This is a genomic window from Nonomuraea sp. NBC_00507 (assembly GCF_036013525.1).
Lineage (GTDB): Bacteria > Actinomycetota > Actinomycetes > Streptosporangiales > Streptosporangiaceae > Nonomuraea.
This window is the reverse complement of sequence record NZ_CP107853.1, coordinates 10,096,949-10,121,798: the sequence shown is the minus strand read 5'-3', so window position 1 is coordinate 10,121,798 and position 24,850 is coordinate 10,096,949. Positions and strand designations below refer to the sequence as shown.

Annotated in this window: 24 protein-coding genes; 13 read left to right on the top strand and 11 right to left on the bottom strand. The window is 69.6% G+C overall.

The window, feature by feature from the left end; all coding sequences use genetic code 11:
• The first annotated feature begins 167 nt into the window (after positions 1–167).
• A complete protein-coding gene (locus OHA25_RS48645) occupies positions 168–1,199 on the top strand; it encodes a LacI family DNA-binding transcriptional regulator (RefSeq protein WP_327583640.1) in 1,032 nt (343 codons plus the stop codon).
• 51 nt (positions 1,200–1,250) lie between these two features.
• On the opposite strand, the gene OHA25_RS48640 is transcribed toward OHA25_RS48645, so the two are convergent.
• Positions 1,251–2,180 carry an LLM class flavin-dependent oxidoreductase gene (locus OHA25_RS48640; RefSeq protein WP_327583639.1) on the bottom strand — a complete coding sequence of 310 codons (930 nt, stop codon included), beginning with the start codon at positions 2,178–2,180 and terminating at the stop codon, positions 1,251–1,253.
• 100 nt (positions 2,181–2,280) lie between these two features.
• On the bottom strand, positions 2,281–3,492 hold the full coding sequence (locus OHA25_RS48635) for an extracellular catalytic domain type 1 short-chain-length polyhydroxyalkanoate depolymerase (protein WP_327583638.1): 1,212 nt from the start codon (positions 3,490–3,492) through the stop codon (positions 2,281–2,283).
• Between the two features lie 230 nt (positions 3,493–3,722).
• On the opposite strand from OHA25_RS48635, the gene OHA25_RS48630 reads away from it, so the two are divergent.
• On the top strand, positions 3,723–3,956 hold the full coding sequence (locus tag OHA25_RS48630; protein ID WP_327583637.1) for a hypothetical protein: 234 nt from the start codon (positions 3,723–3,725) through the stop codon (positions 3,954–3,956).
• A gap of 131 nt (positions 3,957–4,087) precedes the next feature.
• Positions 4,088–5,452, top strand: a complete 1,365-nt coding sequence (locus OHA25_RS48625) for an ankyrin repeat domain-containing protein (RefSeq protein WP_327583636.1) — start codon at positions 4,088–4,090, stop codon at positions 5,450–5,452.
• A 62-nt stretch (positions 5,453–5,514) separates the two neighbouring features.
• On the opposite strand, the gene OHA25_RS48620 is transcribed toward OHA25_RS48625, so the two are convergent.
• The gene (locus OHA25_RS48620; RefSeq protein WP_327583635.1) at positions 5,515–5,811 is read right to left on the bottom strand and encodes a hypothetical protein; all 297 of its coding nucleotides are present in this window, start codon (positions 5,809–5,811) and stop codon (positions 5,515–5,517) included.
• Positions 5,812–5,907: 96 nt separating this feature from the next.
• On the opposite strand from OHA25_RS48620, the gene OHA25_RS48615 reads away from it, so the two are divergent.
• Entirely contained in the window at positions 5,908–7,077 is a 1,170-nt protein-coding gene (locus OHA25_RS48615; RefSeq protein ID WP_327583634.1) for a DUF5685 family protein, read from the top strand.
• On the opposite strand, the gene OHA25_RS48610 is transcribed toward OHA25_RS48615, so the two are convergent.
• Entirely contained in the window at positions 6,984–7,655 is a 672-nt protein-coding gene (locus tag OHA25_RS48610; RefSeq protein WP_327583633.1) for a glycosyl hydrolase family 28-related protein, read from the bottom strand. The two genes, OHA25_RS48615 and OHA25_RS48610, sit on opposite strands and share 94 nt — an antisense overlap.
• Positions 7,656–7,863: 208 nt before the next feature.
• Between OHA25_RS48610 and OHA25_RS48605 the strand changes: the two genes are divergently transcribed.
• The 7 genes from OHA25_RS48605 (at position 7,864) to OHA25_RS48575 (ending at position 16,399) form a co-directional block, all read left to right on the top strand.
• On the top strand, positions 7,864–8,919 hold the full coding sequence (locus OHA25_RS48605; RefSeq protein WP_327583632.1) for a LacI family DNA-binding transcriptional regulator: 1,056 nt from the start codon (positions 7,864–7,866) through the stop codon (positions 8,917–8,919).
• Positions 8,916–9,260, top strand: coding sequence for an ABC transporter permease (locus tag OHA25_RS48600; RefSeq protein ID WP_327583631.1), 345 nt, complete (start codon positions 8,916–8,918; stop codon positions 9,258–9,260). Before OHA25_RS48605 ends, OHA25_RS48600 begins: the two co-directional genes overlap by 4 nt.
• 26 nt (positions 9,261–9,286) lie before the next feature.
• The gene (locus OHA25_RS48595; RefSeq protein ID WP_327583630.1) at positions 9,287–10,897 is read left to right on the top strand and encodes an FAD-dependent oxidoreductase; all 1,611 of its coding nucleotides are present in this window, start codon (positions 9,287–9,289) and stop codon (positions 10,895–10,897) included.
• Positions 10,897–11,805, top strand: coding sequence for a dihydrodipicolinate synthase family protein (locus tag OHA25_RS48590; protein ID WP_327583629.1), 909 nt, complete (start codon positions 10,897–10,899; stop codon positions 11,803–11,805). Before OHA25_RS48595 ends, OHA25_RS48590 begins: the two co-directional genes overlap by 1 nt.
• The gene (locus tag OHA25_RS48585) at positions 11,798–13,435 is read left to right on the top strand and encodes an alpha-amylase family glycosyl hydrolase (RefSeq protein ID WP_327583628.1); all 1,638 of its coding nucleotides are present in this window, start codon (positions 11,798–11,800) and stop codon (positions 13,433–13,435) included. The genes OHA25_RS48590 and OHA25_RS48585 overlap by 8 nt, the downstream gene beginning before the upstream one ends.
• Complete coding sequence (locus OHA25_RS48580) at positions 13,432–14,988, top strand: arylsulfatase (protein ID WP_327583627.1); 1,557 nt, start codon at positions 13,432–13,434, stop codon at positions 14,986–14,988. The genes OHA25_RS48585 and OHA25_RS48580 overlap by 4 nt, the downstream gene beginning before the upstream one ends.
• Before the next feature lie 157 nt (positions 14,989–15,145).
• Complete coding sequence (locus OHA25_RS48575) at positions 15,146–16,399, top strand: hypothetical protein (RefSeq protein WP_327583626.1); 1,254 nt, start codon at positions 15,146–15,148, stop codon at positions 16,397–16,399.
• 218 nt (positions 16,400–16,617) lie between these two features.
• On the opposite strand, the gene OHA25_RS48570 is transcribed toward OHA25_RS48575, so the two are convergent.
• Entirely contained in the window at positions 16,618–18,219 is a 1,602-nt protein-coding gene (locus OHA25_RS48570; RefSeq protein ID WP_327583625.1) for a PHP domain-containing protein, read from the bottom strand.
• A gap of 109 nt (positions 18,220–18,328) precedes the next feature.
• Here OHA25_RS48570 and OHA25_RS48565 point away from each other — a divergent pair, with 109 nt between their 5' ends.
• Positions 18,329–19,636: a jacalin-like lectin gene (locus tag OHA25_RS48565; RefSeq protein WP_327583624.1), complete on the top strand. Its 1,308-nt coding sequence runs from the start codon at positions 18,329–18,331 to the stop codon at positions 19,634–19,636.
• Positions 19,637–19,733: 97 nt separating this feature from the next.
• Here the strand turns inward: OHA25_RS48565 and OHA25_RS48560 are convergent, their stop codons facing one another.
• The 5 genes from OHA25_RS48560 to OHA25_RS48540 all read right to left on the bottom strand — a co-directional run bounded on the left by OHA25_RS48560 (position 19,734) and on the right by OHA25_RS48540 (position 23,328).
• Entirely contained in the window at positions 19,734–19,856 is a 123-nt protein-coding gene (locus OHA25_RS48560) for a hypothetical protein (RefSeq protein ID WP_327583623.1), read from the bottom strand.
• A gap of 3 nt (positions 19,857–19,859) precedes the next feature.
• Positions 19,860–20,480 (bottom strand): L-threonylcarbamoyladenylate synthase, encoded by a 621-nt coding sequence (locus OHA25_RS48555; RefSeq protein ID WP_327583622.1) that lies wholly within the window; start codon positions 20,478–20,480, stop codon positions 19,860–19,862.
• A gap of 443 nt (positions 20,481–20,923) precedes the next feature.
• Entirely contained in the window at positions 20,924–21,061 is a 138-nt protein-coding gene (locus tag OHA25_RS48550; protein WP_327583621.1) for a hypothetical protein, read from the bottom strand.
• Between the two features lie 42 nt (positions 21,062–21,103).
• Entirely contained in the window at positions 21,104–22,639 is a 1,536-nt protein-coding gene (locus OHA25_RS48545; protein WP_327583620.1) for an AAA family ATPase, read from the bottom strand.
• A gap of 233 nt (positions 22,640–22,872) precedes the next feature.
• Positions 22,873–23,328, bottom strand: a complete 456-nt coding sequence (locus OHA25_RS48540; protein WP_327583619.1) for a hypothetical protein — start codon at positions 23,326–23,328, stop codon at positions 22,873–22,875.
• Here OHA25_RS48540 and OHA25_RS48535 point away from each other — a divergent pair.
• Positions 23,316–23,498, top strand: coding sequence for a hypothetical protein (locus OHA25_RS48535; RefSeq protein ID WP_327583618.1), 183 nt, complete (start codon positions 23,316–23,318; stop codon positions 23,496–23,498). The two genes, OHA25_RS48540 and OHA25_RS48535, sit on opposite strands and share 13 nt — an antisense overlap.
• Positions 23,499–23,672: 174 nt before the next feature.
• On the opposite strand, the gene OHA25_RS48530 is transcribed toward OHA25_RS48535, so the two are convergent.
• Positions 23,673–24,809 carry a hypothetical protein gene (locus OHA25_RS48530; RefSeq protein ID WP_327583617.1) on the bottom strand — a complete coding sequence of 379 codons (1,137 nt, stop codon included), beginning with the start codon at positions 24,807–24,809 and terminating at the stop codon, positions 23,673–23,675.
• Positions 24,810–24,850: the final 41 nt, after the last annotated feature.

Here is a 24,850-nt window from a genome sequence, read left to right as displayed (position 1 = left end):
CTGATCACGCCCGGCCGAGGGGCCGGGCGCATGCGCACGCGTGAAGCCGCCGGACCACACCGTCACCGCCGGGGCGTCGCGGTGGCGACGGCCCGCAGGATGGCGGACGCGGGATCAGCACGGAGCGACCGGGGAGCAGTGGGGGAGCGATCAGCACGGAGCGGCCGATGAGCACCAGGCAGGGGGCCCGGGGACGCAGACGGCGCCCGACCATGGCGGACGTGGCCCGCCTTGCCGGCGTCTCGCCGACCACGGTCTCGTTCGTCATCAACGAGCGGCCGGGCAGCGGCATCCCCGAGGAGACCCGCCTGCGGGTGCTGGCCGCGGTGGAGGATCTCGGCTACCAGCCCAACCGGCAGGCACGCAGCCTGCGCCTGCAGCGCACCCGCCAGCTCGGGTTCCACGTCTCCGGCGCGCTGCTGGAGTCCAACCAGGTCTTCGCGGTGTCCTTCGTCTCGCCTCTGCTGCGTGAGGCCGAGCGGCGGGGATATCAGATCCTCGTCTTCACCTCGCCCGGCGACGTGACCGACAGGCTGGGCGAGCTCGTCGCGGCCCATGGAGTCGACGGATTCGTGATCACCGACTCCAGCATCGACGATCCCCGGGCCCGCTATCTCGCGGGAGTGGGGATGCCCTTCGCCTCGTTCGGGCGCACCGAGGCCGACCTGCCGCAGTCGTGGGTCGACGTGGACAACGCCGCGGGCGTCGCTTCCATGGTCGACTACCTGGTGAGCAAAGGACACGAGGACATCGCCTACGTGGGGCCCCGCCTGCCGGGCTACTGGTTCATCGAGCGGGTGGACGGTTTCCGCGCCCGCATGCGGCATCACGGCCTGTCCGTGCCCGGCTCGTGGCTGGTGCAGGAGCCGGAGGCGAAGGTCGAGGCCGCCGTGGGCCGGCTGCTGCGCGGGCGTCGGCGCCCCACCGCGGTGGTCACCGCGGCCGACTGGCTGGCCGTCGCGGCGATCCGCGCCGTACGCTCGGCGGGGCTGCGGGTCGGCCACGACGTGGCCGTGACCGGCTTCGACGGTGGCCCTCTTCAGTGGCTCACGGATCCGCCGCTGACGACCGTGCGGCTGCCGTTCGAGCAGGCCGCGGCCGCGTTGGTGGAGCGCTGCCTGCTCGAGATCGAGGAAGGCCCCACAGGGGAGCCGGGCATCTACCTGCCGACCGAAATCCTCGTGGGCGGCTCGGCCTAGCCGGTCTCGGGATCGACACGACCGCATCGTCGGCGGAGGCCCCGACGACAGTCAGCGCGGCTCGACGCGGGACGTCGACGTAGGCGGGCCGAGCCTGGGCGCTGTCTGCTGGATGGCAGGCAACACGTTCGTCGCCACTGTCTCCAAGGTGGCCTCGCTGCCGGCGTACCAGCTGTCGGACCGCGGCCAGTGCGTGATCACGTCGGTGAAGCCCAGCTCGCGGGCCCGCCCGGCAGCGTCGGCGAAGAAGCCGGCGCTGGAGAGGGAGAACACCGGTGCGGCGTCCAGCGAGAGCATGCGGTCGAGCTCGCCCGGGCCCCGCCCGGCAGCGGCCTCCACATCGTCGAACCGCTTGGCCAGCTCGGCGACCGACTGCCACCACGCGCCGAGATCGGTGCAGCGCTCGCCGGTGGTCACCCAGCCCTGTCCGAATCGGGCGGCCAGGCGCATCGAACGCGGCCCGTTGGCCGCGACGACGAACGGCGCCCGCGGCCGCTGCACGCACCCTGGAGTGCTGCGGGCGTCGACGGCTCGGTAGTGCTCCCCGCTGAAGTCGGCACTGCCGTCCCGCAGCAGCCCGTCGAGGAGCGTCACGAACTCGGCGAAGCGGTCGACCCGCTGGCGCGGGGACATCGCGGGCAGCCCGAGCACGGTGGCGTCATATCCCATGCCGCCGGCGCCCAGGCCAAGGGTGAGCCGTCCACCGGCCATGTCATCGAGCGCGGTCACCTCGCGGGCGAAGTGCGCCGGATGGCGGAAGTTGGGTGAGGCGACCATCGTGCCGAGGCGGATGCGGGAGGTCACCAGCGCCGCGGCGGTCAAGACCGGCACGGCGTCGAACCAAGGGCCGTCGACGAGGTCCCGCCAGCCCATGTGGTCGTAGGTCCAGGCGTGGTCGAACCCGTATTCCTCCGCCTGGCGCCACCGCCGCGACGCTTCCGACCACCGCTGGTCAGGCAGAATCACGATGCCCACTCGCATGGCCGACAGGCTATCGCTCGGGTCCGACACACCATCGTCCGGAGCGAGAGTTCCGCGATCTGCACCATGACCCGTACACGCGCAGCCGGTACCTCGGAGGTCAGCACTGGCCGTCGGCGAGGACCCAGTAATTCGGGCCGGTCTGCCTGAGCGTGTGGGTGACGAAAGTGTTCCATAGGCCCATGGCGTCGTTGGAGCCGTTGGCGTAGGTGTTGCCGCCGGACTGATAGGCGCGGCCCGCGGTGGTGTGGGCGTAGTTGCTCGCGTACACACAAGTCGTCGGTGTCGGCGTGGGCGTGGGGGTGGAGGTCGGTGGGGTGGTCTGGCCGCCGTCCAGGCGGAAGAAACGCGCGTCGTGGTAGGCAGAGCAGATGGTGTCCAGAAAGTACGCCGCAGTGGTGCCGCACTGGTCGGCAGCGCTTCCCGGGTCGATCGGCAGGCCGTGCCCCATTCCGGTGATCTGGTACAGGCGCACGTCGTCGTCGCCGTACACCTGGAGAGAAGTGCCGCCGGTGAGCGACTGTGTGGACGTGGGGGTCTGCGAGACGCCGCGCACGTTCGTCCACTGGTCACGCAGTTGGGTGCCGTTGGCCGGAACGACGGTGTAATCAGACAGACCTTGCCAGATCGCGACGCGCGGGTACGGGCCCGCGCAGCCGGCACAGGCGTTGCGCACCAGGTCGCCCCACTGCTGCGGCGTCTTGCTGGTGGGGCCGTACTGGCAGCTCGACGCCTGGGTCAGGCTGCTTGCGCAGCGATAGGCCAGCCCGGCCGCGATGGAGCCGGCGGCGAACACATCCGGATAGGTGGCCAGCATGACGGCCGACATGGCCCCGCCCGCGGACAGGCCGCTGACGTAGATCCGGGCGGGGTCGGTACCGTAGTTCGCGACGGCGTACGCGACCATGGCGCGGATCGAGGCCGCCTCGCCCGCCCCCCGAGTGGTGTCACCGGTCTCGAACCAGTTGAAGCAGCTCGAGGAGTTGTTGGCGCTGCTCGTCTGGGGCAGCACGAGCGCGAAGCCCCACTGGTCGGCATACTTCCGCCAGCCGCTGCTCGTGAAATAGCCGCTGGCGTTCTGGGTGCACCCGTGCAGCAGCACCACCAGCGGGCGGCCGCTCTGCAGACCGTCGGGGCGGTAGGCGTACATCGCGAGGTTGCCCGGGTTGGTGCCGAAGGAAGACACCTGCACCAGCGACGCCGCCCGCGCGGCCGGCGTGGTCAGCGCTGTGGTGAACAGGCCCGCCAGCCCGAGGAGAACGCCTAGCACGGTGACGGCCCATGGTCTGCGCAGGGGAGAGAGGAAGCTCATCGTGCCGCTCCTTTGTGACCTGGATCACTGGTCTTCAGCGCAGGCTAGAGTGGCGGCGATCGTCCGGACATATCGCCAGAACACACTTTTTCAACCCGGGGTTGTGGGCAAGCGGCCGGGCCTGTGCCTCTGGTGACGTCCCCTGACACCGATGATTTCCGCAGACGCGCGGAGTCGATTCCTTTGGCGAGCTGGGTCCTTCCCGGCCCCGATGGAGAGGAGATCCGACCGTGACAGTGGGGATCTTCGCGGGCATCCCTGTCCGCGACTGCAAGAGCGCCGTGGAGTGGTACACCAAGCTCCTCGGCAAGGATCCGGCGTTCTGGCCCAACGATGTCGAAGCGGTGTGGCAGCTGGCCGAGGACCGGTACGTGTACGTCATCGAGGATGCCGCTCGTGCCGGAGGCGGTGCACGGCATCGTTTCCTGACGGTTGCCTCCACGCAGAGCCGATCACTACTCTGAAAGGGAGCGTGCGAGGGCGCTGCCAGTCCGCGGGCAGGGATTTTCCCACCTCGAGCAGCACGTCAACGCACTGGACAAGACCAACCTCTTTCCGGCCGGGCAAGCGGACCTCGGCGACGAAGGAGGTTGCGATGTCCGATCGTCATTTCGAGCTGCCGGCCCATCCGAACCTGGACTACTACCGTAAGCAGGCCAAGCACCTGCATCACGCGTATGCGGCGGGCGATGCGGCAGCCGAAGCCCGGGTTGCCGACGTGCTGGGCGATCGAGCCGCCAAGCGGTTCCTGCTCAGCGATGCCCAGTTCGTGCTCGCCCAGGAACACGGATTCCGGACCTGGGCCGAGTTCCGCGCCCACGTCGAGAGCCGCAGCACCACCGAAGAACGGCCGGTCTCCCGCCTCATGGGAATCAGGCCGGGCATCTACGCCTCGATGGCCGACGCCCTCCTCGTCGAGTTGCGCCGCGACGATCCCGGTGCGCTGCAACGGTTGCGGGCCTATGTGCCCCGGCACGCCACCGCGACCTCCGCCGCGAGCGCCGAGCTTCGCGACGCGCAGCTGATCATCGCGCGGGAGCTGGGCTTCCCAACCTGGCGGGAACTCCTATCGTTCACCGAGAAATCCAGGCGCGATCTCGACGAACGCCACGAGAAGCGGCGGCGGCTGCACCACGAGGCCGAAGCCCTGCTGGCCGGCGACATCGATCGGCTGGCCGGTCTGACCGCCGAGCAGGCCGACACCCTGCTGGACATGCTCGCAGGCCCCGAGACGATCCCCGGCGTCCGGCTCGAGAAGGAGCTCGGCGTGCCGCGCGCCGCAGTGGAGGTCCTGCTCAGCAAGGCCACCGACCTGAACGTCCCGCTCATCTGGGCTGCCCGCTCCAACCGGGTCGAATATGTGCGCCTGCTGCTTGAAGCCGGCGCGGACCCTGGCACCCGGAAGTGGGGCAGCACCCCGCTGGAGAACGCCATCCTCCTCGACAACACGGAGGTCGTGGACCTACTCGCCGAGCACGGGATCGTCCCGCAGGCGCTCTGGACGTATGCCGCCTGCGGCCGGCTGGATCTGGTGCGGGCCTGTTTCGACGCGGACGGCAGGCTACGTCCGGACGCCGCGTCGGCGCGCCCCAACCTCGCGGACGCTACAGCCGGCTTTCCGTCCCGGCTGCCGGCGACCGATGACCCGGAGGAGATCGTCGGGGAGGCGTTCGTCCACGCCTGCCAGCACGGCCGGATCGAGGTCGCACGCTGGTTCCTCGACCGCGGCGTCGACCCCGACGTCGCGCCCTATCTCGGGCGGACCGGCCTGCACTGGGCGATCCCGGGCGATCATGTCGAGGTGATCCGCCTGCTCCTGGAACGCGGTGCCGACCCGTCCATCCGCGACGATCTCTTCCAGATCGACGCCGACGGCTGGCTGCACATGTCCCACGCCGCTCGCCCGCACGATCCCCTGACTCAGCAGCTCCACGATCTGATCGAGAGTCGATCGCGCTGAGATACCGGTGCGGGTGTCAAGATCGCATCTTGTGCTTGTCCGCCTGGGCGCGCCCATCAGCCTCAGCGGCGCGAGCGGCTCAGCATGACCAGCCCGCCGATGAACGACCCGAGCAGGGCCGGTGACAGGACCGCGAGGGCGCCCCACACGACGATGCCGAGATAGCCGAGTGCGGACGAACCGTACGTCGGGTCGGCGTCAGCGGCCGCGAACAGCCCCAGGCCGAGGGCGACGCCGGCCGCCGTGAGCACGATCGGCGTCCACAGGAGCACGTGGGCCCACACACGGTAGGTCCGGCTGTAGACACGCCGGGCCGGCGGCACGTTCCGCTGTGGGGGATACCCGACGGATTCGCTCATGCCCCATTTGTATCAGTCCACCTCCGCGTTGATCGCCGGAAACCGTCGGCGGCCTGGTGCTACGGTTGGCTCTCTAATACGCACATAAGGGGACGTATGTTCGGCATTGTCCGCCCGTGTCGGCACGTCATGTGCAAGGGGCTCTACGCGGACTGGATGGGCCACCTGTGCGGGCTCTGCCTGGCGCTCCGCGACGAGCACGGACATCTGTCCCGCCTGGTGACCAACTACGACGGCCTGCTCGTGTCCGTCCTCACCGAGGCCCAGTCGCCCGCGTCCGCGTCGCGCCGGAGGGCGGGCCCGTGTGCGCTACGCGGCTTCAAGGGCGCCGACGTAGTGGAGTCCGAGGGGGTACGGCTGGCGGCCTCGGTGTCGCTGCTCCTGGCGGCCGGCAAGGTGAGCGACCACGTGGCGGACGGGGACGGCGTGTACGCCCGCCGCCCGGTGGCCGCCGGCGCCACCCGCCTGGCGGGCCGCTGGTCCTCGGCCGGCACGGCCATGGCCGGCACGCTGGGGTTCGACCCCACCCCGCTGACGGCGGCGGCCGGCCGCCAGGCCCTCCTGGAACGCGCCCCCGCCCAGGCGCCCCCGGGGAGCGGCGCGGCGCCCGGGTTACGAGAGTTGACGGGGCCCACTGAGGACGCCGTCGCCGCCGCGTTCGCGCACACCGCGGTGCTCGCGGGGAAGCCGCACAACCGGGAGGCCCTGGAGGCGGCCGGTCGCGGATTCGGGAAGCTGGCACACCTGATCGACGCGGTGGAGGACCTGGCTGACGACCAGGCGTCCGGGGCGTACAACCCGCTGGCCGCCACCGGGACCGGCCTGGACGAGGCGCGCCGCCACTGCGACGCCGCGCACGCCGAGCTGCGCGCCGCCGTGGATGAGCTGGACCTGCCCCGCCCCGCCCTGACGCGCGCCCTGCTGGTGCGGGAGACCGGCAGCGCCGTCTCCCGAGCCTTCGCCACCGCCGGAACGCACGGCCCCGGCCATCCGCCAGGACACGCGCCCGGCGATCCCGGCGCGCCGCCGAAACAACAGCCGCCGAAGCGGGATCCCGGCGGGCTGCTGTCGCTGGCGTGCACCGCGCTGAGCTGCTGCACGTGCGGCCTGTACCGGCCCCCCTGGGACGAGGACCGCGAGGGCTCCTGCTGCGAGCGCTTCGACTGCTCCGGCTACGACTGCTGCGGCAACTGCAGCAATTGCGGTTCCTGCTGCCCGGGCGAGGACGGCTGTTGCTGCGACGGCTGCGGCTGCGACTGCGGCTGACCGCTTGATCTCCTCGGCGTCGTGGACATGGACGCGGGCCTGGGCATGCTCTTACCGGCTCCTGGCGGGCGCGATGGTCGCCGCATCGACGCAGTGTGGTCACGGCGTCCGTCACGGCGCCGCGGAACATTGCCGGCGGTCTTGGCAGGGGCGACGAAGGCCAGGCCGTAGATCGCGGCGAGGGAGCACCGGACGTCGATGCCCACTCCGTCGTGTGTCACCTGGATGATCGAGGCGCGGTTCGTCATGGTGCTGTCACCGCGCAGCTGGATGCGGTTGAAGGGCTCCCCGGGCAGGTCGGGGATGACGATGGTGCGGGTGATCCGGTAGGTGCCCGGCGGGAAGACGACGATCCGGTTCAGCCGGGTCTGCTGGGCGTTGATGGCCTGCTGAATGGCGTCGGTGTCGTCGTGCTGCCCGTCGGCCACCGCGCCGAACTGCTGGGGTGTGACGACATCCTGCGGGTCCACGGCGGCGGCCGCCGCGGGTGAGGGTCCCCATGACGCGGCTGCCGCGGCCGCGCCCAGCGCCGCACCGCCGATCCGTAACAGCGCTCGACGATCGGTCCCCTCGGACATGGCCTCTACCTCTCATGAAGCGACCTGATACGTATAGATCGAGGATCGTACAGACGCCATATCCGCCTCACAAGAGGCAACAAATGCTCCTAATGGGACTGGTTTGCGACATTAAATGGCAATATCCGGGAAACCTACCCCTTGTGGAGACCGCCGCCGGGTCCCTAGAGTGCCTCCGAGTCGTTACGTATTAGTCAACTGGATCGCCATGCGAAAACGAGCCGGGCCGCGACGCCCCACTCAAGTCGAGATCGCCCAGCGGGCCGGAGTGTCCCAGGCCACCGTCTCCCTCGTGCTCAGTGAGCGCCCGGGCGTGCAGGTGGCCGAGGAGACCCGCCGGCGGGTTCAACAGGCGATCGAAGACCTGGGGTACGCCGTCAACCCCGCCGCCCGTGCCCTGCGCGGGATGACCGTCAAGACCATCGGGCTCTACACGTTCGAGTCGGTGTTCCCGGTCGACCAGCGAGACTTCTACCACCCGTTCCTGGTCGGAGTGGAGGAGGAGGCGGCGCGGCTCGGCTACGACCTGCTGCTGTTCACCTCGGCCAACACCGCCCAAGGCGGGGTCTACGCCAGGGGGCGCAACGCGCTGCTGAAAGCCGACGGCTGTGTCCTGCTGGGCCGGCACATCTCGCGGGACGACCTGGCGAACCTGGTCAAGGAGGGCTTCCCGTTCGTCTTCATCGGACGGCGCGACATCGAGGGAACCGAGCTGTCCTACGTCGCCCCGGATTACGTCGCTCCGACCGCGGCCCTCGTGGAGGAGCTGGTCGCGCTCGGGCATCAGCGGATCCTGCTCCTGCGGCAGACCGACGGCGCCGAGCCGGGCGATGATCGCGAGCTCGGCCTGCGCCAAGGTGCTCAGGCCGCGGGCCTGAGCCCGGACGACCTCGTGGTCGAGTTCTCCTCCGGTGCCGAGGACATCGGCGCGGACCGGGTCACCGGATGGGTGCGGGCGGGAATCACGGCGGTCCTGGTCGAGCCTTCCGAGGACAACGCCACCGGCCTCGCCCTGGCCGAGGTCGCCGAGGCGGCCGGCCTGCGCATCCCGGACGACCTGTCGGTCGCGTTCCTGGGCTCCGCCCCGGCGCCGACCGCGACCAGGATCTGGACGTCGTTCGAGATACCACGGGTGGAGATGGGCCGGGCCGCGGTGCAGTTGCTGGTCAACCTGCTCGAGGGTGCGGACCAGCCGCCTCTTCAGCTGGTCGTGCCGTGCACGGACGTACGCGGCAACTCGATCAGCCGGGTGGTCCGGCGATGACCAGGTATGCGCTGCGCACGGCGGCGACGGGCGTCCTGATCATCTTCGGGGCCGCCACACTGGTGTTCTTCATCATGCGGCTCCCCCCCGGAGACCAGGCACTGGTGCTGCTCGGACCGGACGCCACAGGCGCCGAGGTGGCGGCCGCCCGGACCCGGCTCGGCCTGGACCAGCCGCTGCCGGTCCAGTACTGGCACTATCTGGCCCAGCTGGCGACGCTCGACTTCGGGGAGTCCTACCGCTTCGGACAGCCGGCGTTCGAGCTGGTGTTGTCCCGGCTGCCGGCCTCGGTGGAGCTCACCCTGGTGGCGAACGCCGCCCTCGACCTAGAGGGCGCCTGAATCCACATGCACACAGGGGGAACACGTTGGAATCGCGGATCACTGATGCGGATCTGGCCATCATCGGCGGCGGTGTCGGCGGAGTCGCCGCCGCGCTCGCAGCTCTGCGACACGGGCTGCGGGTGGTCCTGACCGAGGAAGGCGACCGCATCGGCGGGCAGTTCACCAGCCAGGGCGTGCCCCCGGATGAGCACAGGTGGATCGAGCAGTTCGGCTGCACCGCCTCCTACCGCCGCTACCGGACCGCGGTTCGCGACTACTATCGGACGTGGTATCCCCTCACCGCGGCGGCCAGGAACGAGCCACACCTGAATCCCGGTCTGGGCCGGGTCGGTGCGTTGTGCCATGAGCCGCGGGTCAGCGGTGCGGTGTTGCGCGCGCTGGTCGACCCCTACTTGAGCAGCGGCCGGCTGCGCATCCTGCTCGGTGCGCGGCCGGTGGCGGCGGAGACCGACGGCGACCGGGTCCGCAGCGTGACGGTGGACTGCGCGGACGTCGGCCTGGTGCACATCGCGAGCCCGTACTATCTGGACGCCACCGAGCTCGGCGACGTCCTGCCGCTCGCCGGTGCGGAGCATGTCACCGGGTTCGAGTCCCGGCACGAGACCGGGGAGCCGAGTGCGCCCGAGGTGGCGCAGCCCGGCAACATGCAGGCGTTCTCCTGGGTGTTCGCCGTCGATCACCGGGAGGGCGAGGACCATGTGATCGCCCGGCCGGCGGCGTACGACCACTGGCGCGCGTACCGTCCGGATTACTGGCCGGGACCGCAGATCGGGCTGACCGCCCCGGACCCGCGGACGCGGGAGCCGCTGACGCGGACGTTCACTCCGAACATCCGGTCCGGGCCTGTGCTCGCCGACCAGAGCGAGGACCCAGGGGACCGCGAACTGTGGGAGTTCCGCCGGGCCGTCGCCCGCGAGCAGTACGAACCCGGCTTCGTGACCAGCGACGTCACCCTGGTGAACTGGCCGATGATCGACTACGTGGCGGGGCCCATCATCGGGGTGAGCGAGGAGGAGAAGGCCCGCCATCTCGCCGGCGCGCGTGAGCTCTCCGCGAGCATGCTCTACTGGCTGCAGACCGAGGCGCCGCGGCCGGACGGCGGCCGGGGCTGGCCGGGACTGCGGCTGCGGCCGGATGTCATGGACACTCCCGACGGTTTCGCCGCCGCGCCGTACATCCGCGAGTCCCGGCGGATCAGGGCCGAGTACACGGTCGTCGAACAGGACGTGTCTCTCGCCGTGCGGGGTGCGGCGGGCGCGACGCAGTACGACGACACGGTCGGGATCGGGATGTACCGGATCGACCTGCACCCCTCAACGGGCGGCGACAACTACATCGACGTCGCCAGCTGCCCGTTCCAGATCCCGCTCGGCGCCCTGCTGCCCGTGCGCATGAGGAACCTGCTGTCGGCCGGCAAGAACATCGGCAGCACGCACATCACCAACGGCTGCTACCGGCTCCACCCGGTGGAGTGGAACATCGGCGAGGCCGCCGCCTCGCTGGTGGCCTACTGCCTGGGGGAGACGGTGGAGCCGCATGACGTCCGGCGCAAGGAGGGACACCTGCGGGCGTTCCAGAGCGCGCTGAAGGCCGACGGCGTCGAGCTGGCCTGGCCAGAGATCCGGGGGTACTGATGTCTGTGTCAGGCGTGATCGTCCCCGCCGTGACCCCGATCGGCGAGAGCGGACGACCGGACCTCGCGGCCGGCCTGCGATACTTCGGGGCGCTCGCCGCCGCGGGCATCACGAAGATCATGCTCCTCGGCACGAACGGCGAGGGGCCGCTGCACCAGACGGCGGAGATCGGCGCGTTCCTCGGCGACGCCGTCGACCACTGGCGGCGGCTGGTGCCGGATGGCGCCGTCATCGTCAACGTCTCCGCAGCCGGCACCCGTGAATCGCTCAGCCGGGCCGAGATCGCCGCCGAGGCCGGGTGTGACGCGGTCGCCCTCAGCCCGCCCTGCTATTTCCACCATGACGAGCGCGACATCATCGAACACTACCGAGCGATCAGTACCGCGGCCGTGCCGGTGATCGCGTACAACATCCCACGGTACGCGCCGCCGTTCTCGGAGGGCTCGATCGCGGCCGTCGCCGACATGGAGCACGTCGTCGGCGTCAAGGACAGCTCGGGTGAGACGGACATCCTGCGTCAGTGGCTCGAGGTCAAAGGCGACCGGCCGGACTTCGGGGTGAACCAGGGAGCCGAAGGCACGATGCTCGACGCGCTGGCCGCGGGCGCGGACGGGATCACCCCCGGGATCGCCAACATCGCCCCGCGCGTCGCGCTGGACCTGGTCGCCGCGTATCACGCCGGCGATCAGGAGCGTGCTCTCCTGGCCCAGAAACGGGTCATCCGGCTGCTCGGGGTGCACCGGATCAGGGCCGGAGTCCCGGTCGTCAAGGCGACCCTGGCCATGCGGGGTCTGTGCCGGGCCGCGGTCGCCCCACCGCTGCGGACCCTCGACGACGGCGAGCTGGCGGCGCTGCGCGAGTTCCTGACCGGCCTCGAGCCGGAACTGATCGGAGCCGCCGATGGGTGACGTCGAGTGGTGGCGTACCGCGGTGATCTACCAGGTCTACATCCGGTCGTTCGCGGACGGCGACGGCGACGGGATCGGCGACATCGCCGGGATCCGCAGCCGCCTGAGCTATCTGGCCGGCCTCGGTGTCGACGCCATCTGGATCACGCCGTGGTACGAGTCGCCGAACAATGACGGGGGCTACGACGTATCCGACTATCGCGCCATCGCCCGCGAATACGGCGACGTACGCGAGGCCGAGCAACTCATCGCGGAGGCGCACCGGCATGGCCTGAGGGTCATCCTGGACGTCGTCCCGAACCACACGTCCACCGAGCACCCCTGGTTCCAGGCCGCGCTCGCCGCTCCGCCGGGCTCCGCGGAGCGCGCCAGGTACCACTTTCTGGACGGTCGGGGACCCACCGGGGAGGTCGTGCCCAACGACTGGCGCAGCACGTTCGGCGGCTCGGCCTGGACCCGGGTGCCCGACGGGCAGTGGTACCTGCACCTGTTCGATCCCAGCCAGGCTGACCTGAACTGGTCCAACCCCGAGGTCCGCGCGGAGTTCCTGGGCCTGCTGCGCTTCTGGTTCGACCGCGGGGTCGACGGGTTCCGGATCGACGTCGCCACCGGTCTGATCAAGCACCCCGGCTATCCCGATCTGGGCTACCGGGAGGAAGACCTGCTCGTCCTGACTGACGTGCCGGACCATCCGCACCGGGATCGCGACGAGGTGCACGCCATCTACCGGGGCTGGCGCGCGGTGGCCGACGCGTACGACCCGCCAAGGGTCTTCGTGGCCGAGGCGTGGGTGGCGGATCCCGAGCGGCTGGCCCGGTACGTGGCGCCGGCCCAACTCCACACCGCCTTCAACTTCCCCTTTCTGCAGTCCGCGTGGGACGCGGGCGATCTGTTCACGGTGATCGACTCCACGCTCCGCACGATGTCCCTCTCCGGTGCGCCGCCGACCTGGGTGCTGTCCAATCACGACGTCGAACGGACGGTGACCCGTTACGGCCGTGCCGACACCCGCAAGCATCAGGGGAGGTCCGGTCACGAGCTGGGCCCGGTCGACGAGGACCTGGGCCGCCGCCGCGCCAGGGCCGCGCTGCTGCTGATGCTGGCGCTGCCCGGTGTCGCCTACCTCTATCAGGGTGAGGAACTCGGGCTGCCCGACTACATGGACATCCCCGACGATCGCCTCCAGGATCCGATCTGGACCCGTTCCGGCGGGCGGCGCCGAGGACGCGACGGCTGCCGAGTGCCCCTGCCCTGGACGTCGGCACCGGACGGCGCCGGGTTCGGGTCCGCGGACCCGTGGCTGCCGCAGCCCCCTGGGTGGGGACGGCTCTCGGTGGCGAACCAGGTGGACGACCCGGCTTCCACCTATCACCTCGTGGCGCGGGCGCTGCGGATCCGGCGGAAGCTGGATGTCCCGCAGGAGCTCGACTGGGTGGGCCGAGCCGGCCCGGTCCTGCACTTCCGGCGCGGACCGGACTTCGCGTGCGTCGTCAATCTCGGCGCCACGGAGGTGCCGGTGCCCGCGAACACGGTCACCCTCCTGCGCAGCGACACCCTCGACGCGGGCCGCGATCCGCTCGGGCCGGACACGGCCGCCTGGCTGCGTCCGCAGGGCGGGAGTACGACATGAGACAGCCCAACATCGTGCTGATCCTCGCCGACGACCTGGGGTACTCGGACATCGGCTGTTACGGCGGTGAGATCCGCACGCCGAATCTCGACCGGATCGGGCGGTCCGGGGTGCGGCTGTCGCAGTTCTACAACACGGCACGATGCAGCCCGTCGCGCGCGTCCCTGCTGACCGGGCTGCACCCGCACCAGACCGGTATCGGCGTCCTGGCCGGCAACGACGCACCCGGAGGGTACCCGGGCAGCCTCAACGACCGCTGCGTGACCGTCGCCGAGGTGCTCCGAGACGCCGGATACGCCACCGGCATGTCGGGCAAATGGCACCTGAGCGGGCCGTTGTGGGAGCCGGCCGACTCGTGGCCCACCCGGCGAGGATTCGCCGACTTCTTCGGGACGCTCAGCGGATGCGGGAGTTACTACGACCCGGCGACCCTGTACCGCGGCGAGATGGACGCGAGCGCTGAGACCCGAGATCCGCAGTTCTTCTACACCGACGCGATCACCGATCACGCGGTGGAGTTCATCGGCCGGGAGGCTGCCGCCGGTCGTCCGTTCTTCGCCTATGTCGCCTACACCGCGCCGCACTGGCCGCTGCACGCGCCCCAGGAGGACATCGCCGGGTACGACGGCGTCTACGCAGCGGGCTGGGACGAACTGCGCGCTCGCCGGCTCGACCGGCTGCGCGCCGAAGGCCTCCTCGGCGCCGAGTCGGCACTGTCCGCGCCCGACCCGGCGCAACCACGGTGGGCTTCGGCACCGGATCAGGCGTGGGAGGCACGCCGCATGCAGGTGTACGCGGTCCAGGTGGAGCGGATGGACCGGGGCATCGGCCGTATCCTCGACCGGTTGGAGGCATCCGGGGTCTCCGACGACACCCTGGTGGTGTTTCTGTCGGACAACGGCGGCTGCGCCGAGACGCTGCCGCTCGGTGACCCCGAGGAATTCCGGGCCAAGCGGCAGATAGTGCCGGCGGCCACCCGGGAAGGCGCCGAGTTGCGCGTCGGCAACATCCCGGGCATCGACCCCGGCCCGGAGGACACCTACGCGAGTTACGGTCCCGCGTGGGCCAACCTGTCCAACACCCCGTTCCGCCTCTACAAACGGTGGGTCCACGAGGGAGGCATCGCGACCCCGTTCATCGTGCACTGGCCCGCGGGCGGCCTGTCCGCAGGGCGGATCGTCCGAACGCCCTTTCAGCTCACCGACGTGCTGCCCACCCTGCTCGGTGCCGCCGGCGTCGACTACCCGCGCGAGTACCGAGGGCGGGCGGTGCCGCACCTTGAGGGGCGCACCATGGTGGCGGCCCTGCGTGGCGCGTCGGTCCCGGACACGCCCCTGTTCTGGGAGCACCTCGGCAACGCCGCCGTACGCCGGGGGCGGTGGAAGCTGGTCCGCGAGCACGCGGGGCCATGGGAGCTCTACGACATGGACACCGACCGCTCCGAGGTGACCGATCTCGCCGAGCGCCGCCCCGACCTCGCCGCGGAGCTGGCCACCGCGTACCAGTGTTGGGCGCAGCGGGTCGGCGTCATTTCCCGCGAAGGGGCGCGTTAGCGGCGTGGCGCATGGGGTCCTCGGTTTCGACGTGGGCATTCGTCCCTGCCTCGACCGGACGTAAGCTGCCTCGGACCTGGCGGCGACCGGACCGAGCATGCAGAAGCGCGAAGTCGGCTCTCGCCTTGCCGCGACTTGCTAGGGAAGGATGCGATCCGTGCAGTCCCCCGTCTCTCCCGCCCTGGTGCGCCAGACCGAACGGTGGTTCGTGCGCCGTGGTGCGCCCACGATGATCGAGGGGTACGGCTTCGTCACGCACGTGCTCCCCCGGATGCTTCCGGCGCTGGCGTTCGTGGCGCTCGCCAGCCTGGTTTGGCTGGTGCCGTTCAGGACGGCCGGGTCGGGACTCTGGGCACTACTCGGCGGGGTGATCGTGGTGACGGTGATCGTATGGGCGACGACGAGCGCGTTCGTCCAGCGGTCGCTCCGCTTCTCCCGCGCGGGAACCATCGCGATCCTCGCCGGATACGCGGCGATGCCGGTGGCCGTACCGCTGTTGCAGCTCGTCGTCGACGGAACTGTCACGCCGCCGGCGAGCCAGGTGGTCGGGCTGCTGGGGTTCGTCATCTTCTTCGCCGCCGTGTTCGTGGCGACGCTGCTGGCAACGACGTACGGCCTGGGCGCGCTGCTGCGCCGGGCGGTCCGGCGCACATTTTCCGACCTGCGTAACAGCCTGCATCTGGTGGGCCGGGCACTGCCGCCGTTGCTGTTCGTGACGCTCTTCCTTTTCTTCACTGGCGAGTTGTGGCAGGCGATGAACCGGCTGTCCTGGTGGCGGGTGGCGCTGGTCGTCGCCCTGTTCGCCGTGGTCACCGTGCTGGCGGCGGCCACCCGCCTGCGCGAGGAGATCGGCCGGGTCGAGCAGGATCTCAGCCCGCGCCGGCTGGCAGCGGCGTGTCAGGGTACGCCTCTGGCGGAGGTGCCGATCGAGGACCTGACCTCAGGTACCCCCCTGCGTGCGGTGCCGCTGGGCGGGCGCGAGATTCGCAACCTGCTGCTGATGCTCGCCGTCCGCCAACTGGTGCAGGCAGCCGTGGTCGGCGTGGCACTGTTCGCGTTCTTCCTCGTCCTAGGCCTGCTCGTGGTCACGCCCGAGACGGCCGAGCAGTGGATCGGCGCCGAACCGGCGCCCTCGGTCCTGCTTCCCATGGTGCCGGTGGCGCTGCTGCGCATCGGCACACTGTTCGCCGGGTTCGGCACCATGTACTTCGCCGTCACCTCGATGACCAGCGCCGACCACCGGCGGCAGTTCTTCGCGCCAATCATTGACAGGATCGAGCGCATTCTCGCCGTGCGTGCGGTTTACCTTGCCGTCCGCCACGCGATTCGCCCCTGCACAAAGCAAGATGAGCCAGCCGGTGATGTCGAGGACAGTGTCGAGCACGTGCCGAGGAGAAGCTCGGCTGAATGATCGCGGCCAGCAGGCGGATCGCGGTGCTGGAGAACGCGCGGCACCAGCAGATCATGGACGTCGCAGCGATGGCTTCCTCGCCATCGGGATGAGCTCGGGGCCGCCACGCCGTACCTGCTGCCCGTCCCGCCCGGCACCACGGCGACGGTCACCCTGCCCGATGGCACGTCCTTCGAGGCAGGCCCCGGCTGCCACCGCGCCGTGGGTTCGCCCGGGCGTTACCGCACCGCCGCGAAGACCGGGTTGGAGTAGAACCAGAGGTCTTCCCACGGGTTGGCCTGGCCGGGCACGTCGATGGCGGGCCCGGCCGGGTCGACGTCGGCGCCGAAGTAGCCCGGGGCGCTGCGCTTGCCGTCGGTGCCGCGCACCCGCACATAGAACGAGGTCTCGGCGGTGACCTCGTGCTCCAGCGTGACCGTGCCGGTGCGACCGGAGACGTCCCAGGACCTGACCACGCGGGTGTCGGGGGCGCGGAAGGTGCTGCGGTCGGCGGCGGGGCCGGTGACGGTGCCGAGGATCAGGTCCACGCGGGCCGTGCGGGGCATCAGGCCGGTGGCGTTGGGCCGGTCGGCCAGGTCGACGGTGACCGTCACCTTGACCTTCTCGCCACGCCGTACCCGCTCGGTCCCGCCCATCGAGGTGTGGCCCAGCCGCAGGTCGAGCCCGGCGATGAGGTCGCCGAAGCATACCCACATGCGGCCCGCGCGCATGGCCTCGATGACCTGGCGGTAGCCGAAGCCGGTGGCGCCGACCCAGGTCTTGTTGTAGGCGCCGGGGGGCAGGGAGCTGTATTCGGTGATCGGCCGGCCGGCGTTGACCGGGTCGGGGAAGCGGCCGGTCGAGGTGAAGGTGTCACCCCGGTCGTTGTAGGGGATGGAGTCGTAGCCGGTCTGGTTGAGCGGGTCGACCGGGTTTTTCACCCAGTCGCCGCAGCCCTGGTGGCCGTCGGAGGTGGTGGTGATCCACCACGGCAGGCCCTCGGCCAGCATGCTGTCCCACAGCCCGCCGACGGCGGCGGTCATCCAGTCGAAGCCGCCCCAGGTCCGGTAGGCCTCGGCGGGGTAGCCGGGGAAGGACCAGGTGCCGGGGTTGGAGTCGTACAGGCCGCGGCCCCTGGCCATGGCGGGCGCGGGCAGTCCGGCGGCCTGGTGGCCGGGCGCGCCCTCCATGCCGATCACGATCTCGGGTGCGGTGTCCCGCCAGGCCCGGGTCTCGGCGGGGGAGTTGATGCCCAGCCGCGCGGGGTGGTTGGGCAGCACCAGTGCGTCGTCGATCCGGCCGCGCCGCACGGCCTCGCGCAGGAACTGGATGGCCTTGACGGCCAGCTCCTCGTTGGCGGGTGTGCCGTCCCTGGTGCCGTTCACCCTGGCGTCGTGTTTGGAGACGAACTCCTGCAGGAAGGCAGCTTCGTTGCGGCCGGGGGCGAGCATCAGCGTCGTGTGCTCGCCGGCCGGAATGTTCCACTCCAGCCCGGTGAAGATCAGCAGGTTGTCGCGGTGCTGCTCCCTGGCCGCGCGGATGTCGGCCACCAGCGGGTTGACGCTGTGGGTGGCGAAGGGCACGTTGCCGTGGTCGGTGATGACGATCCAGTCCAGAGCGCCTGCCACCGCGCGCTCGGCCTGCGCGGCGATCGGGTACATGGCGTCGTTGCTGTACTGGGAGTGCAGGTGGTGGTCACCGGCCAGCCACAGATAGCCGCGCCGGCGCTCAGGGCGCCTGGGAGAGTCAGCCCGGGCCGCTGCCGGGCCGGCGAGCACCGCGCCCGCGCCCACCAGGCCCGCTCCGGCGAGGAGCGCTCGCCGATCCTTGTTTACGTTCACAGGTCCTCTTTCTCCGGGATCGCCGGGCAAGGGAACAACCGCAGAGACGAGAATTCCTCATGAACGCTGCTATGTACACGCGTAACTTTCGCTCTCTACCGTCGCGGCCATGAGGATTGTGCGCTTACTCCCGCTGTTCGTCCTGCTGGTCGCGATCTGGGCGCCGCTGCCCGCGCACGCCGCCTCCGGCACGTTCTCCCTGCTGAGCTACAACATCGCCGGGTTGCCCGACGTCATCTCCGGCGGCGACCCGGCCACCAACACGCCGATCATCGGGGCGCGCCTGGCGCCGTACGACATCGTGCATGTCCAGGAGGACTTCAATTACCACGCCGCGCTCTACGCCGCCGACAACCATCCGTACCGGACCCCGACCAGCGGCGGCGTCCCATTCGGCAGTGGCCTCAACACGCTGTCCGGCCGACCGTATGACGCTGATGACTTCGAGCGCGTCGCCTGGAGCACGTGCTCGATCGGCTCGGGCGACTGCCTGACCCCGAAGGGGTTCACGTTCATGCGGGTACGGCTGGCCGCGGGCGTCTACGCGCACCTGTACAACCTGCACGCCGACGCCGGGAGCGAGAGCGGCGACCTGGCTGCGCGGCGGGCGAACCTGCTGCAGCTGTCGGCGTTCATCCAGTCGCACTCGGCGGGGCACCCGGTGATCGTCTACGGCGACACCAACACGCGCTACACCCGCACTGGCGACAACATCCGTGACCTGCTCGCGCAGAACGGCCTTACCGACGTGTGGGTGCAGCACGTGCGTGGCGGCACCCCGCCGGAGGCGGGATCACCCGCGCTGGTCTGTGACGATGCGGCGGTGACCAACGCGTGTGAGGTGGTCGACAAGATCCTCTATCGCAGCGGCTCCTACGTCACGCTGACCGCCACCGGCTACAACAACGACAATGCCGCCTTCCGCGACGCGGCGGGTGCCATGTTGTCCGACCACTACCCGATCAGCGCGTCGTTCTCCTGGTCGCTCAACCCCTCGTTCCAGCTCAGCGAGCAGTTCGGCGGCCCCCACGGGACCTATTTCACCGACGTGGTGCCCGCACGCGCCCGTGCGATCGTGTTGTCGCTCCAGGCCGGCTCTCGCGTCGACCGGATCGGGCTGACCCTGCAAGACGGCACCACGCTGGCGCATGGCGGCACCGGTGGCACAGCCAGGACACTGGCACTGGGCGCGGACGAGTATGCCTCGTCGCTGTATCTGTGCCGTGGTGTCCGGAACGAGCACACGCGCATCTTCTATGCGCGCTTCACCACCAACCTCGGCCGGACGCTCGCGGGCGGATCCACCACCTCCGACTGCACCACCTTTGCCGCTCCGGCGGGCTGGCAGATCGCCGGATTCCACGGCCGTTCCGGCGCCGAACTGGACAAGGTGGGTGTGATCTACACCCAGCGTTGATCGTTGGGGATTGTGCGCCTCCCATCCGAATGGGCAGGCAGATCGTGCGTCGCTACGTGTGGCAACTCCGCGAACCGGAAAAGCATCGGCCATGGATTCAGGTCGCCGGCCTCGTCGCGAGCTCGGTCATTGCATCGGGGCCGGTCAGGACGTCCCGCGATTCGGCCTCGGCCCAGCCGAAGATGCCGATCGACATGGTGCTGCGCTGCGCGAAGGGCATCACCTACTCGAAGAGGGATGGGTCCCCGGTGCCTCTGCGAAGGATCTGGGGCTCGTTCTGCGAGAAGTCGATGACCGTCGTCGGTTCGTCACCGCACTCGCCGGAGTCGATCACAGCGTCCACGACGTGGTCCAGTCTTTCCTTGATCTCCCAGCCCTGCGTCATCGGCTCGGTCTCATCCGGCAGCAGCAGAGTGCTGGACAGCAGCGGTTCGCCGAGTTCGGTCAGCAACGCCTGCGTGACGACGTGATCGGGTATCCGAACACCGACCGTCTTCTTCCTGGGATGCAGCAACCGCCGCGGCACCTCCTTCGTCGCAGGCAGGATGAACGTGTAGCCGCCGGGAGTTGCCGCCTTGAGCGAGCGGAAGAGCGCATTGTTCACGTGAACGAACTGGCCGAACTGGGCAAAGTCCTTACAAACCAAGGTGAAGTGATGGTCGTCGTCGAGACGCCGGATCTCCCTGATCCGGTCGATGCCCTCCTTGTTGCCCAGCCTGCACCCTAACGCGTAGCACGAGTCCGTCGGGTACGCGATCAGCCCGTCCGTGTGAAGGAGATCGACCGCCTGACGGATCATTCGAGGTTGCGGGTTGTCCGGATGTACATCGAAGTACTTTGCCATGCATGGGAGCTTAGAAGCAGACAATCCAGCGCATGACACGATGGCCTCGACTTTCTACATCTACGGGCCTTCCACCGCGAAGCAAGTCGAGTTCCTCGCCGGTCGCGACGTCGGCGAGCAACCACACTCGATCTTCACGCCTCACGGCGTCTCCCGGACACCGGCGACTACATTCACCCCGAAACACGTTGCGGTCGCCGCATTCGTTCTTGCTTGAGCCGCACCATGCCCGGAGGACCAGCGCGGTGTCTACGGCCTGACCCCCGGCAACCCGGCGACCTTCACTGTCACCCGAGGGCGCGTGAGCGAGTCACGTCGCTGTGGCCAGCCCGAATGGCGCGCGCGGTGGCTCCGTCGCTGTCCGGCCAGCCAGCCGTCCTCGAACCTCCACGGCGTCTGCTCCGTCACGGCCAGATCGCCGTTCGGCGGCCGCGAGCGCGGTGCTACGGCTCCGGCCGCAGGTCACCCAGCCGGCGGTCCAGCAACGCACGGAGCACAGGGACAGGTAGCGGGTCCGCGACTTCCTCGGCCACATACAGCCAGCGCTCGGACGGACAGGGCGGCACCAGAAGGTCGGCCATCCGGGGCTGCATGACAGCACGTCCACCGACCCAGGACACCCCTCACACACGCAGGACGGTGGCCTGGCGGCCGGACGGTGTGGTCGCCTGCTCGAAGCCGCCTCGCTCCTTCCACGGTGGGGCCTCGGGGCGCCGGTCGAAGATCACCAGTGCGCCAGTGGCCAGGGTGAGCCGGTCCAAGTATTGGTCGAGCTGGGCGAGGCCGTCGGTCATCGGGTCGTTCTCGCCTGCCCGCCAGACCTTCAGCTCCATGGCCTCGCGTTGCACCAGTCGTTCGCCTTCGGGGCCGGTGTAGGGCCAGCGAACCAGTACGTCCAGGCGTTTGGTGCCGGCGGCGTACTCGCGGTCGAGCTGGCCGCCGCCGTTGACCAGGCGGTGCAGGAAGGCCATGAGGATGATCTGACAGGCGGCCTCGTGGTAGCCCTCCTGCTGGATGAGCACCTCGCCGTGCTCGCGCCAGAACACGACGAACTCCTCCAGCAGTCGCGGCAGGTCGAAACGGCCGTCCGGGAGCACGAAGCTGTGCGGATTAGCCTTCACGAACCGCTCCGTGCGATCGCCCAAGACCCGTAGCAAGACCTCTCGGTAGATCGGGTTGGCGATCTCCAGATCTCTGGTCCCCCGGATGAGGCCCAGGTCATGGACGTAGGAGACGTCATCGTCGAAAGAAGTGTCCGTGCCTGGCCACGTTCCCGCCACGATCGGTTCGATCACCCGTTCCACCCGTGGTTCGTACAGCCGCGCCACGAGGGCGTCCAGATGGGTGGCACGCGCTCGGATCAGCCGCTCCTTGGCCTCGTCCACCTGGGCGGTGGTGATGGCGCCGCTCACCTCCATCTCCATGATGACCTCGTTGGCGAGGGCGTTGACCAGCCACGGCTGTCCCTGGGTCAGCTCGAAGACCCGGTCCACCGCGTCCTTGGTGAACTCCTGGCCGGTCGCCTGGGTGTGCTGGTCGTAGAGTTCGGCGATCTGGTCGGTGGTGAAGTCGCCCAGGCGCAGTGAGTCAGCGAGGATGTTGAACGGGCTGGCCGGGGTGAACCGTGCGGGGTCGCCGCCCGAGGCGACCTTGTAGTCGCGCAGGTCGCGCAACCCGCACAGCACCACCGAGGCGGGAAACGGAAGCCCCTTGTGCCGCGCGTTGTGGCCGTGGCGGAGCTGGTTGAGGATGCTGATCAGGCTGTCGCCTTGCAGGGCGTCGATCTCGTCGAGGAACAGCACGACCCGGCGCGGGCAGCGGCGGCACCACGCGCTCAGCGCCTTACCGAACTGGGTGCGCACTGGGTTCTGTGGCCAGGGGTCCGGCGGCAGCAGTTCGTCCGGCCATCCTGACAGGTCGGCGGCCTCGCGAAGGGAGTCCAGCAGAATCGTCTCTGCGGCGGCGATGTCGTCGCCGGCCGTCTTGGCACGCTCGCAGGAGAACGACAGGGCGGCGAGGTCGCCCTCGGCGGTTAGCTCGGACGCCAGGGTGTCCAGGATGGTCGTCTTGCCGGTCTGCCGGGGCGCATGCAACACGAAGTAGCGGTCCATCTCGATCAGCGCCCGCGCCTCGGGAAGCCGTGGTGTGGGGGGCAGCATATAGTGATGCTGGGGACCGCACGGGCCGGTGGTGTTGAAGTACCTCGCTCGGGGTGGCCGCATACTCACAGTCTGCCACTGCTCCTATCTGGCTGCCGGAGAAAGGCCATCTCGGGCGTCGCGCGAGCATTGCAGAGTGGGAGAGACCGATGCGAGGCCGATCCGCCGACTCGCCGACACCGCCGCCGATCGATCTCCTCACGTGACACATGTCGCAATCAGGTTGTCGGATGTCAGCATGGCCCACTCGGAGCGTCGCCGAAATCTGCCGCTCCGGAGATCCTCAGGCGAGCCTCGGCAAGCTCCTCGTCGGTGAAAGGTCCGTGCTTTTCCTGGTGGCGTAGCAGGTCGACATCCAGGAGCCGGCGCCGCAGCAGGACCTCTCGGTAGATCGGGTTGGCGATCTCCGATTCTCCGGTTCCCCGGATGAGACCCAGATCATGAACGTAGGAGACGTCATCGTCGAAGGAAGCGTCCGTGCCCGGCAACGTTCCCGCCATGATCGCCCGGATCACCCGTTCCACCCTGGGCTCGTACAGTCGCGCCATGAGAGCGTCCAGGTGGATGGGGCGCTCCCGGATGAGCCGCTCCTTGGCCTCTTCCACCTGCCCGGCGGTGATGGCACCGCTCGTCCCCATCTCGAAAGTGATCTCATAGGCGAGGGCGTTGACCAGCCATGGTTGTCTCACCCGGCTACACCGACCCGGTCAAGTTCGCGGACGGTAGCCCGTGCGGCACCTCGCACATCGACGCTCAGGGCACCAATCCCATCGGCGACCAGACCCGTAACGCCGCCCGCCACCAGGCAGAGCGCGTCGTCCGCATGGCCGCGGCTCTCAAGCAGGGCCTTGCCGCGTGACCATAACGCAGCGTGTTGCGGAGTAGGGAGTACCACTGGCCGCGGTGGGGCAAGACCAGCAGCACCTCGTCACCTTCAACGCCGCGGCGTTGGTGGAGCTGGACCCGGGGGAGAAGGCGAAGGGCGTGGTGTGGACGCGGCCGCGGGTCGAGGGGGCGACGGTGGGGCGTGGCGCTACAGCAGGCGCTTGCGCTGGTCGGCCGCTTCTCCCCGGACTTCCGCGAAGAACGATGCGGTGCGGTGCTCCTGCCAGTCCTCTGCATCCTCATCGTCGAGATCACCTGCTTCATCGCGATCGATCGCGTACTCGGCATACAGCAGCCAGCAGCCGCGAATTCCGCTGAGCAGGTCTTCGAGTAGGTCGAGAGCCGGGCGGGTGGGATCCAGGGGTGTGATCCGCAGGTTGAGGGTGTCCAGGCTCACCTCGGGCTGGGCGTCACGCCATTTGTCGATCATCTGCTCGGCGGCGATGATCCGTTGTTTGAGTGCCGCGATGTTGGGGATTTCGCCTTCCGCGACACGCAGGGCAGCGCGAATCATGGGCATCACCGCCTGGCGGGGGGAGGCGCCGTCGGCCATCAACTCGAGGACGAGGGTCGGGGTCTCGTGGGGGAGGGCCTCGATGTTGTCGGCCTCGGCCACGATCTGCGTGGCGGGCAGCCCGGCATACTCGGCGGTGATGGTGGCCGCCGCATGCAGCCAATGCGCGGCGGCGACGGCAGCCGCGGCCGGGTCGATCTCGGTGAAGAGCGTTTCGTGGCCGAAGGGGTCGTCATGCAGCATGCTGTCGGCTTGGGCCACCTGGACAGGCGAGGCGTCCTCGCGGGTGAGGGCGACAGCCTGTCGGGCACGCTCGGCCAGGTTGCCCAACTCGGCTTGCTCAATGGCGGCCAGTTCGGCGGCGACGTCGATGGTGACGCGGGTGGTCAGCTCGGCGGCGTCGAGGGTGTGCAGGGCTCGGCCGACCCGGTGTGCGGCTTCTTCGACACGGATGTAGGACTGGATCATGTGGCCGTCTGAGGGCAGGTTGGGGCTCGTCAACGCGGTGGGGACGACGGCGAAGGCGTCGCGTTCGCCTTGCCGGCGCCAGCCTTCGGAGTGGGGCTCGTGGCTGTCTGCGGCGCTGGCTGGATGGGTGTAGCACCGCCAGCACGCTTCGGACAGTTGGGTCAGCGCCCTGGCCAGATTCAGGGCGTCGCGGCTGGAGATCCCGGAAGCAAGATCGGCTACGACCACCGCGGTGTCCCCCAGCCCAGTGCTCCAGCAGGCGATGAGGGCGTTGCGGCTGCGATCGATGGCGTACCGGGTCAATGGGACTCCTCACGGACAGCCAGGAAAGGCGGCTGGGACAT

Bases quoted from the DNA above. Each gene is read 5' to 3' on its own strand.
- OHA25_RS48645 (WP_327583640.1), top strand. From the start codon at position 168: ATGAGCACCAGGCAGGGGGCCCGGGGACGCAGACGGCGCCCGACCATG.
- OHA25_RS48640 (WP_327583639.1), bottom strand. From the start codon at position 2,180: ATGCGAGTGGGCATCGTGATTCTGCCTGACCAGCGGTGGTCGGAAGCG.
- OHA25_RS48635 (WP_327583638.1), bottom strand. From the start codon at position 3,492: ATGAGCTTCCTCTCTCCCCTGCGCAGACCATGGGCCGTCACCGTGCTA.
- OHA25_RS48625 (WP_327583636.1), top strand. From the start codon at position 4,088: ATGTCCGATCGTCATTTCGAGCTGCCGGCCCATCCGAACCTGGACTAC.
- OHA25_RS48620 (WP_327583635.1), bottom strand. From the start codon at position 5,811: ATGAGCGAATCCGTCGGGTATCCCCCACAGCGGAACGTGCCGCCGGCC.
- OHA25_RS48615 (WP_327583634.1), top strand. From the start codon at position 5,908: ATGTTCGGCATTGTCCGCCCGTGTCGGCACGTCATGTGCAAGGGGCTC.
- OHA25_RS48610 (WP_327583633.1), bottom strand. From the start codon at position 7,655: ATGTCCGAGGGGACCGATCGTCGAGCGCTGTTACGGATCGGCGGTGCG.
- OHA25_RS48605 (WP_327583632.1), top strand. From the start codon at position 7,864: ATGCGAAAACGAGCCGGGCCGCGACGCCCCACTCAAGTCGAGATCGCC.
- OHA25_RS48600 (WP_327583631.1), top strand. From the start codon at position 8,916: ATGACCAGGTATGCGCTGCGCACGGCGGCGACGGGCGTCCTGATCATC.
- OHA25_RS48590 (WP_327583629.1), top strand. From the start codon at position 10,897: ATGTCTGTGTCAGGCGTGATCGTCCCCGCCGTGACCCCGATCGGCGAG.
- OHA25_RS48585 (WP_327583628.1), top strand. From the start codon at position 11,798: ATGGGTGACGTCGAGTGGTGGCGTACCGCGGTGATCTACCAGGTCTAC.
- OHA25_RS48580 (WP_327583627.1), top strand. From the start codon at position 13,432: ATGAGACAGCCCAACATCGTGCTGATCCTCGCCGACGACCTGGGGTAC.
- OHA25_RS48565 (WP_327583624.1), top strand. From the start codon at position 18,329: ATGAGGATTGTGCGCTTACTCCCGCTGTTCGTCCTGCTGGTCGCGATC.
- OHA25_RS48560 (WP_327583623.1), bottom strand. From the start codon at position 19,856: ATGCCCTTCGCGCAGCGCAGCACCATGTCGATCGGCATCTTCGGCTGG.
- OHA25_RS48555 (WP_327583622.1), bottom strand. From the start codon at position 20,480: ATGGCAAAGTACTTCGATGTACATCCGGACAACCCGCAACCTCGAATG.
- OHA25_RS48550 (WP_327583621.1), bottom strand. From the start codon at position 21,061: ATGGCCGACCTTCTGGTGCCGCCCTGTCCGTCCGAGCGCTGGCTGTAT.
- OHA25_RS48545 (WP_327583620.1), bottom strand. From the start codon at position 22,639: ATGCTGCCCCCCACACCACGGCTTCCCGAGGCGCGGGCGCTGATCGAG.
- OHA25_RS48535 (WP_327583618.1), top strand. From the start codon at position 23,316: ATGGTTGTCTCACCCGGCTACACCGACCCGGTCAAGTTCGCGGACGGT.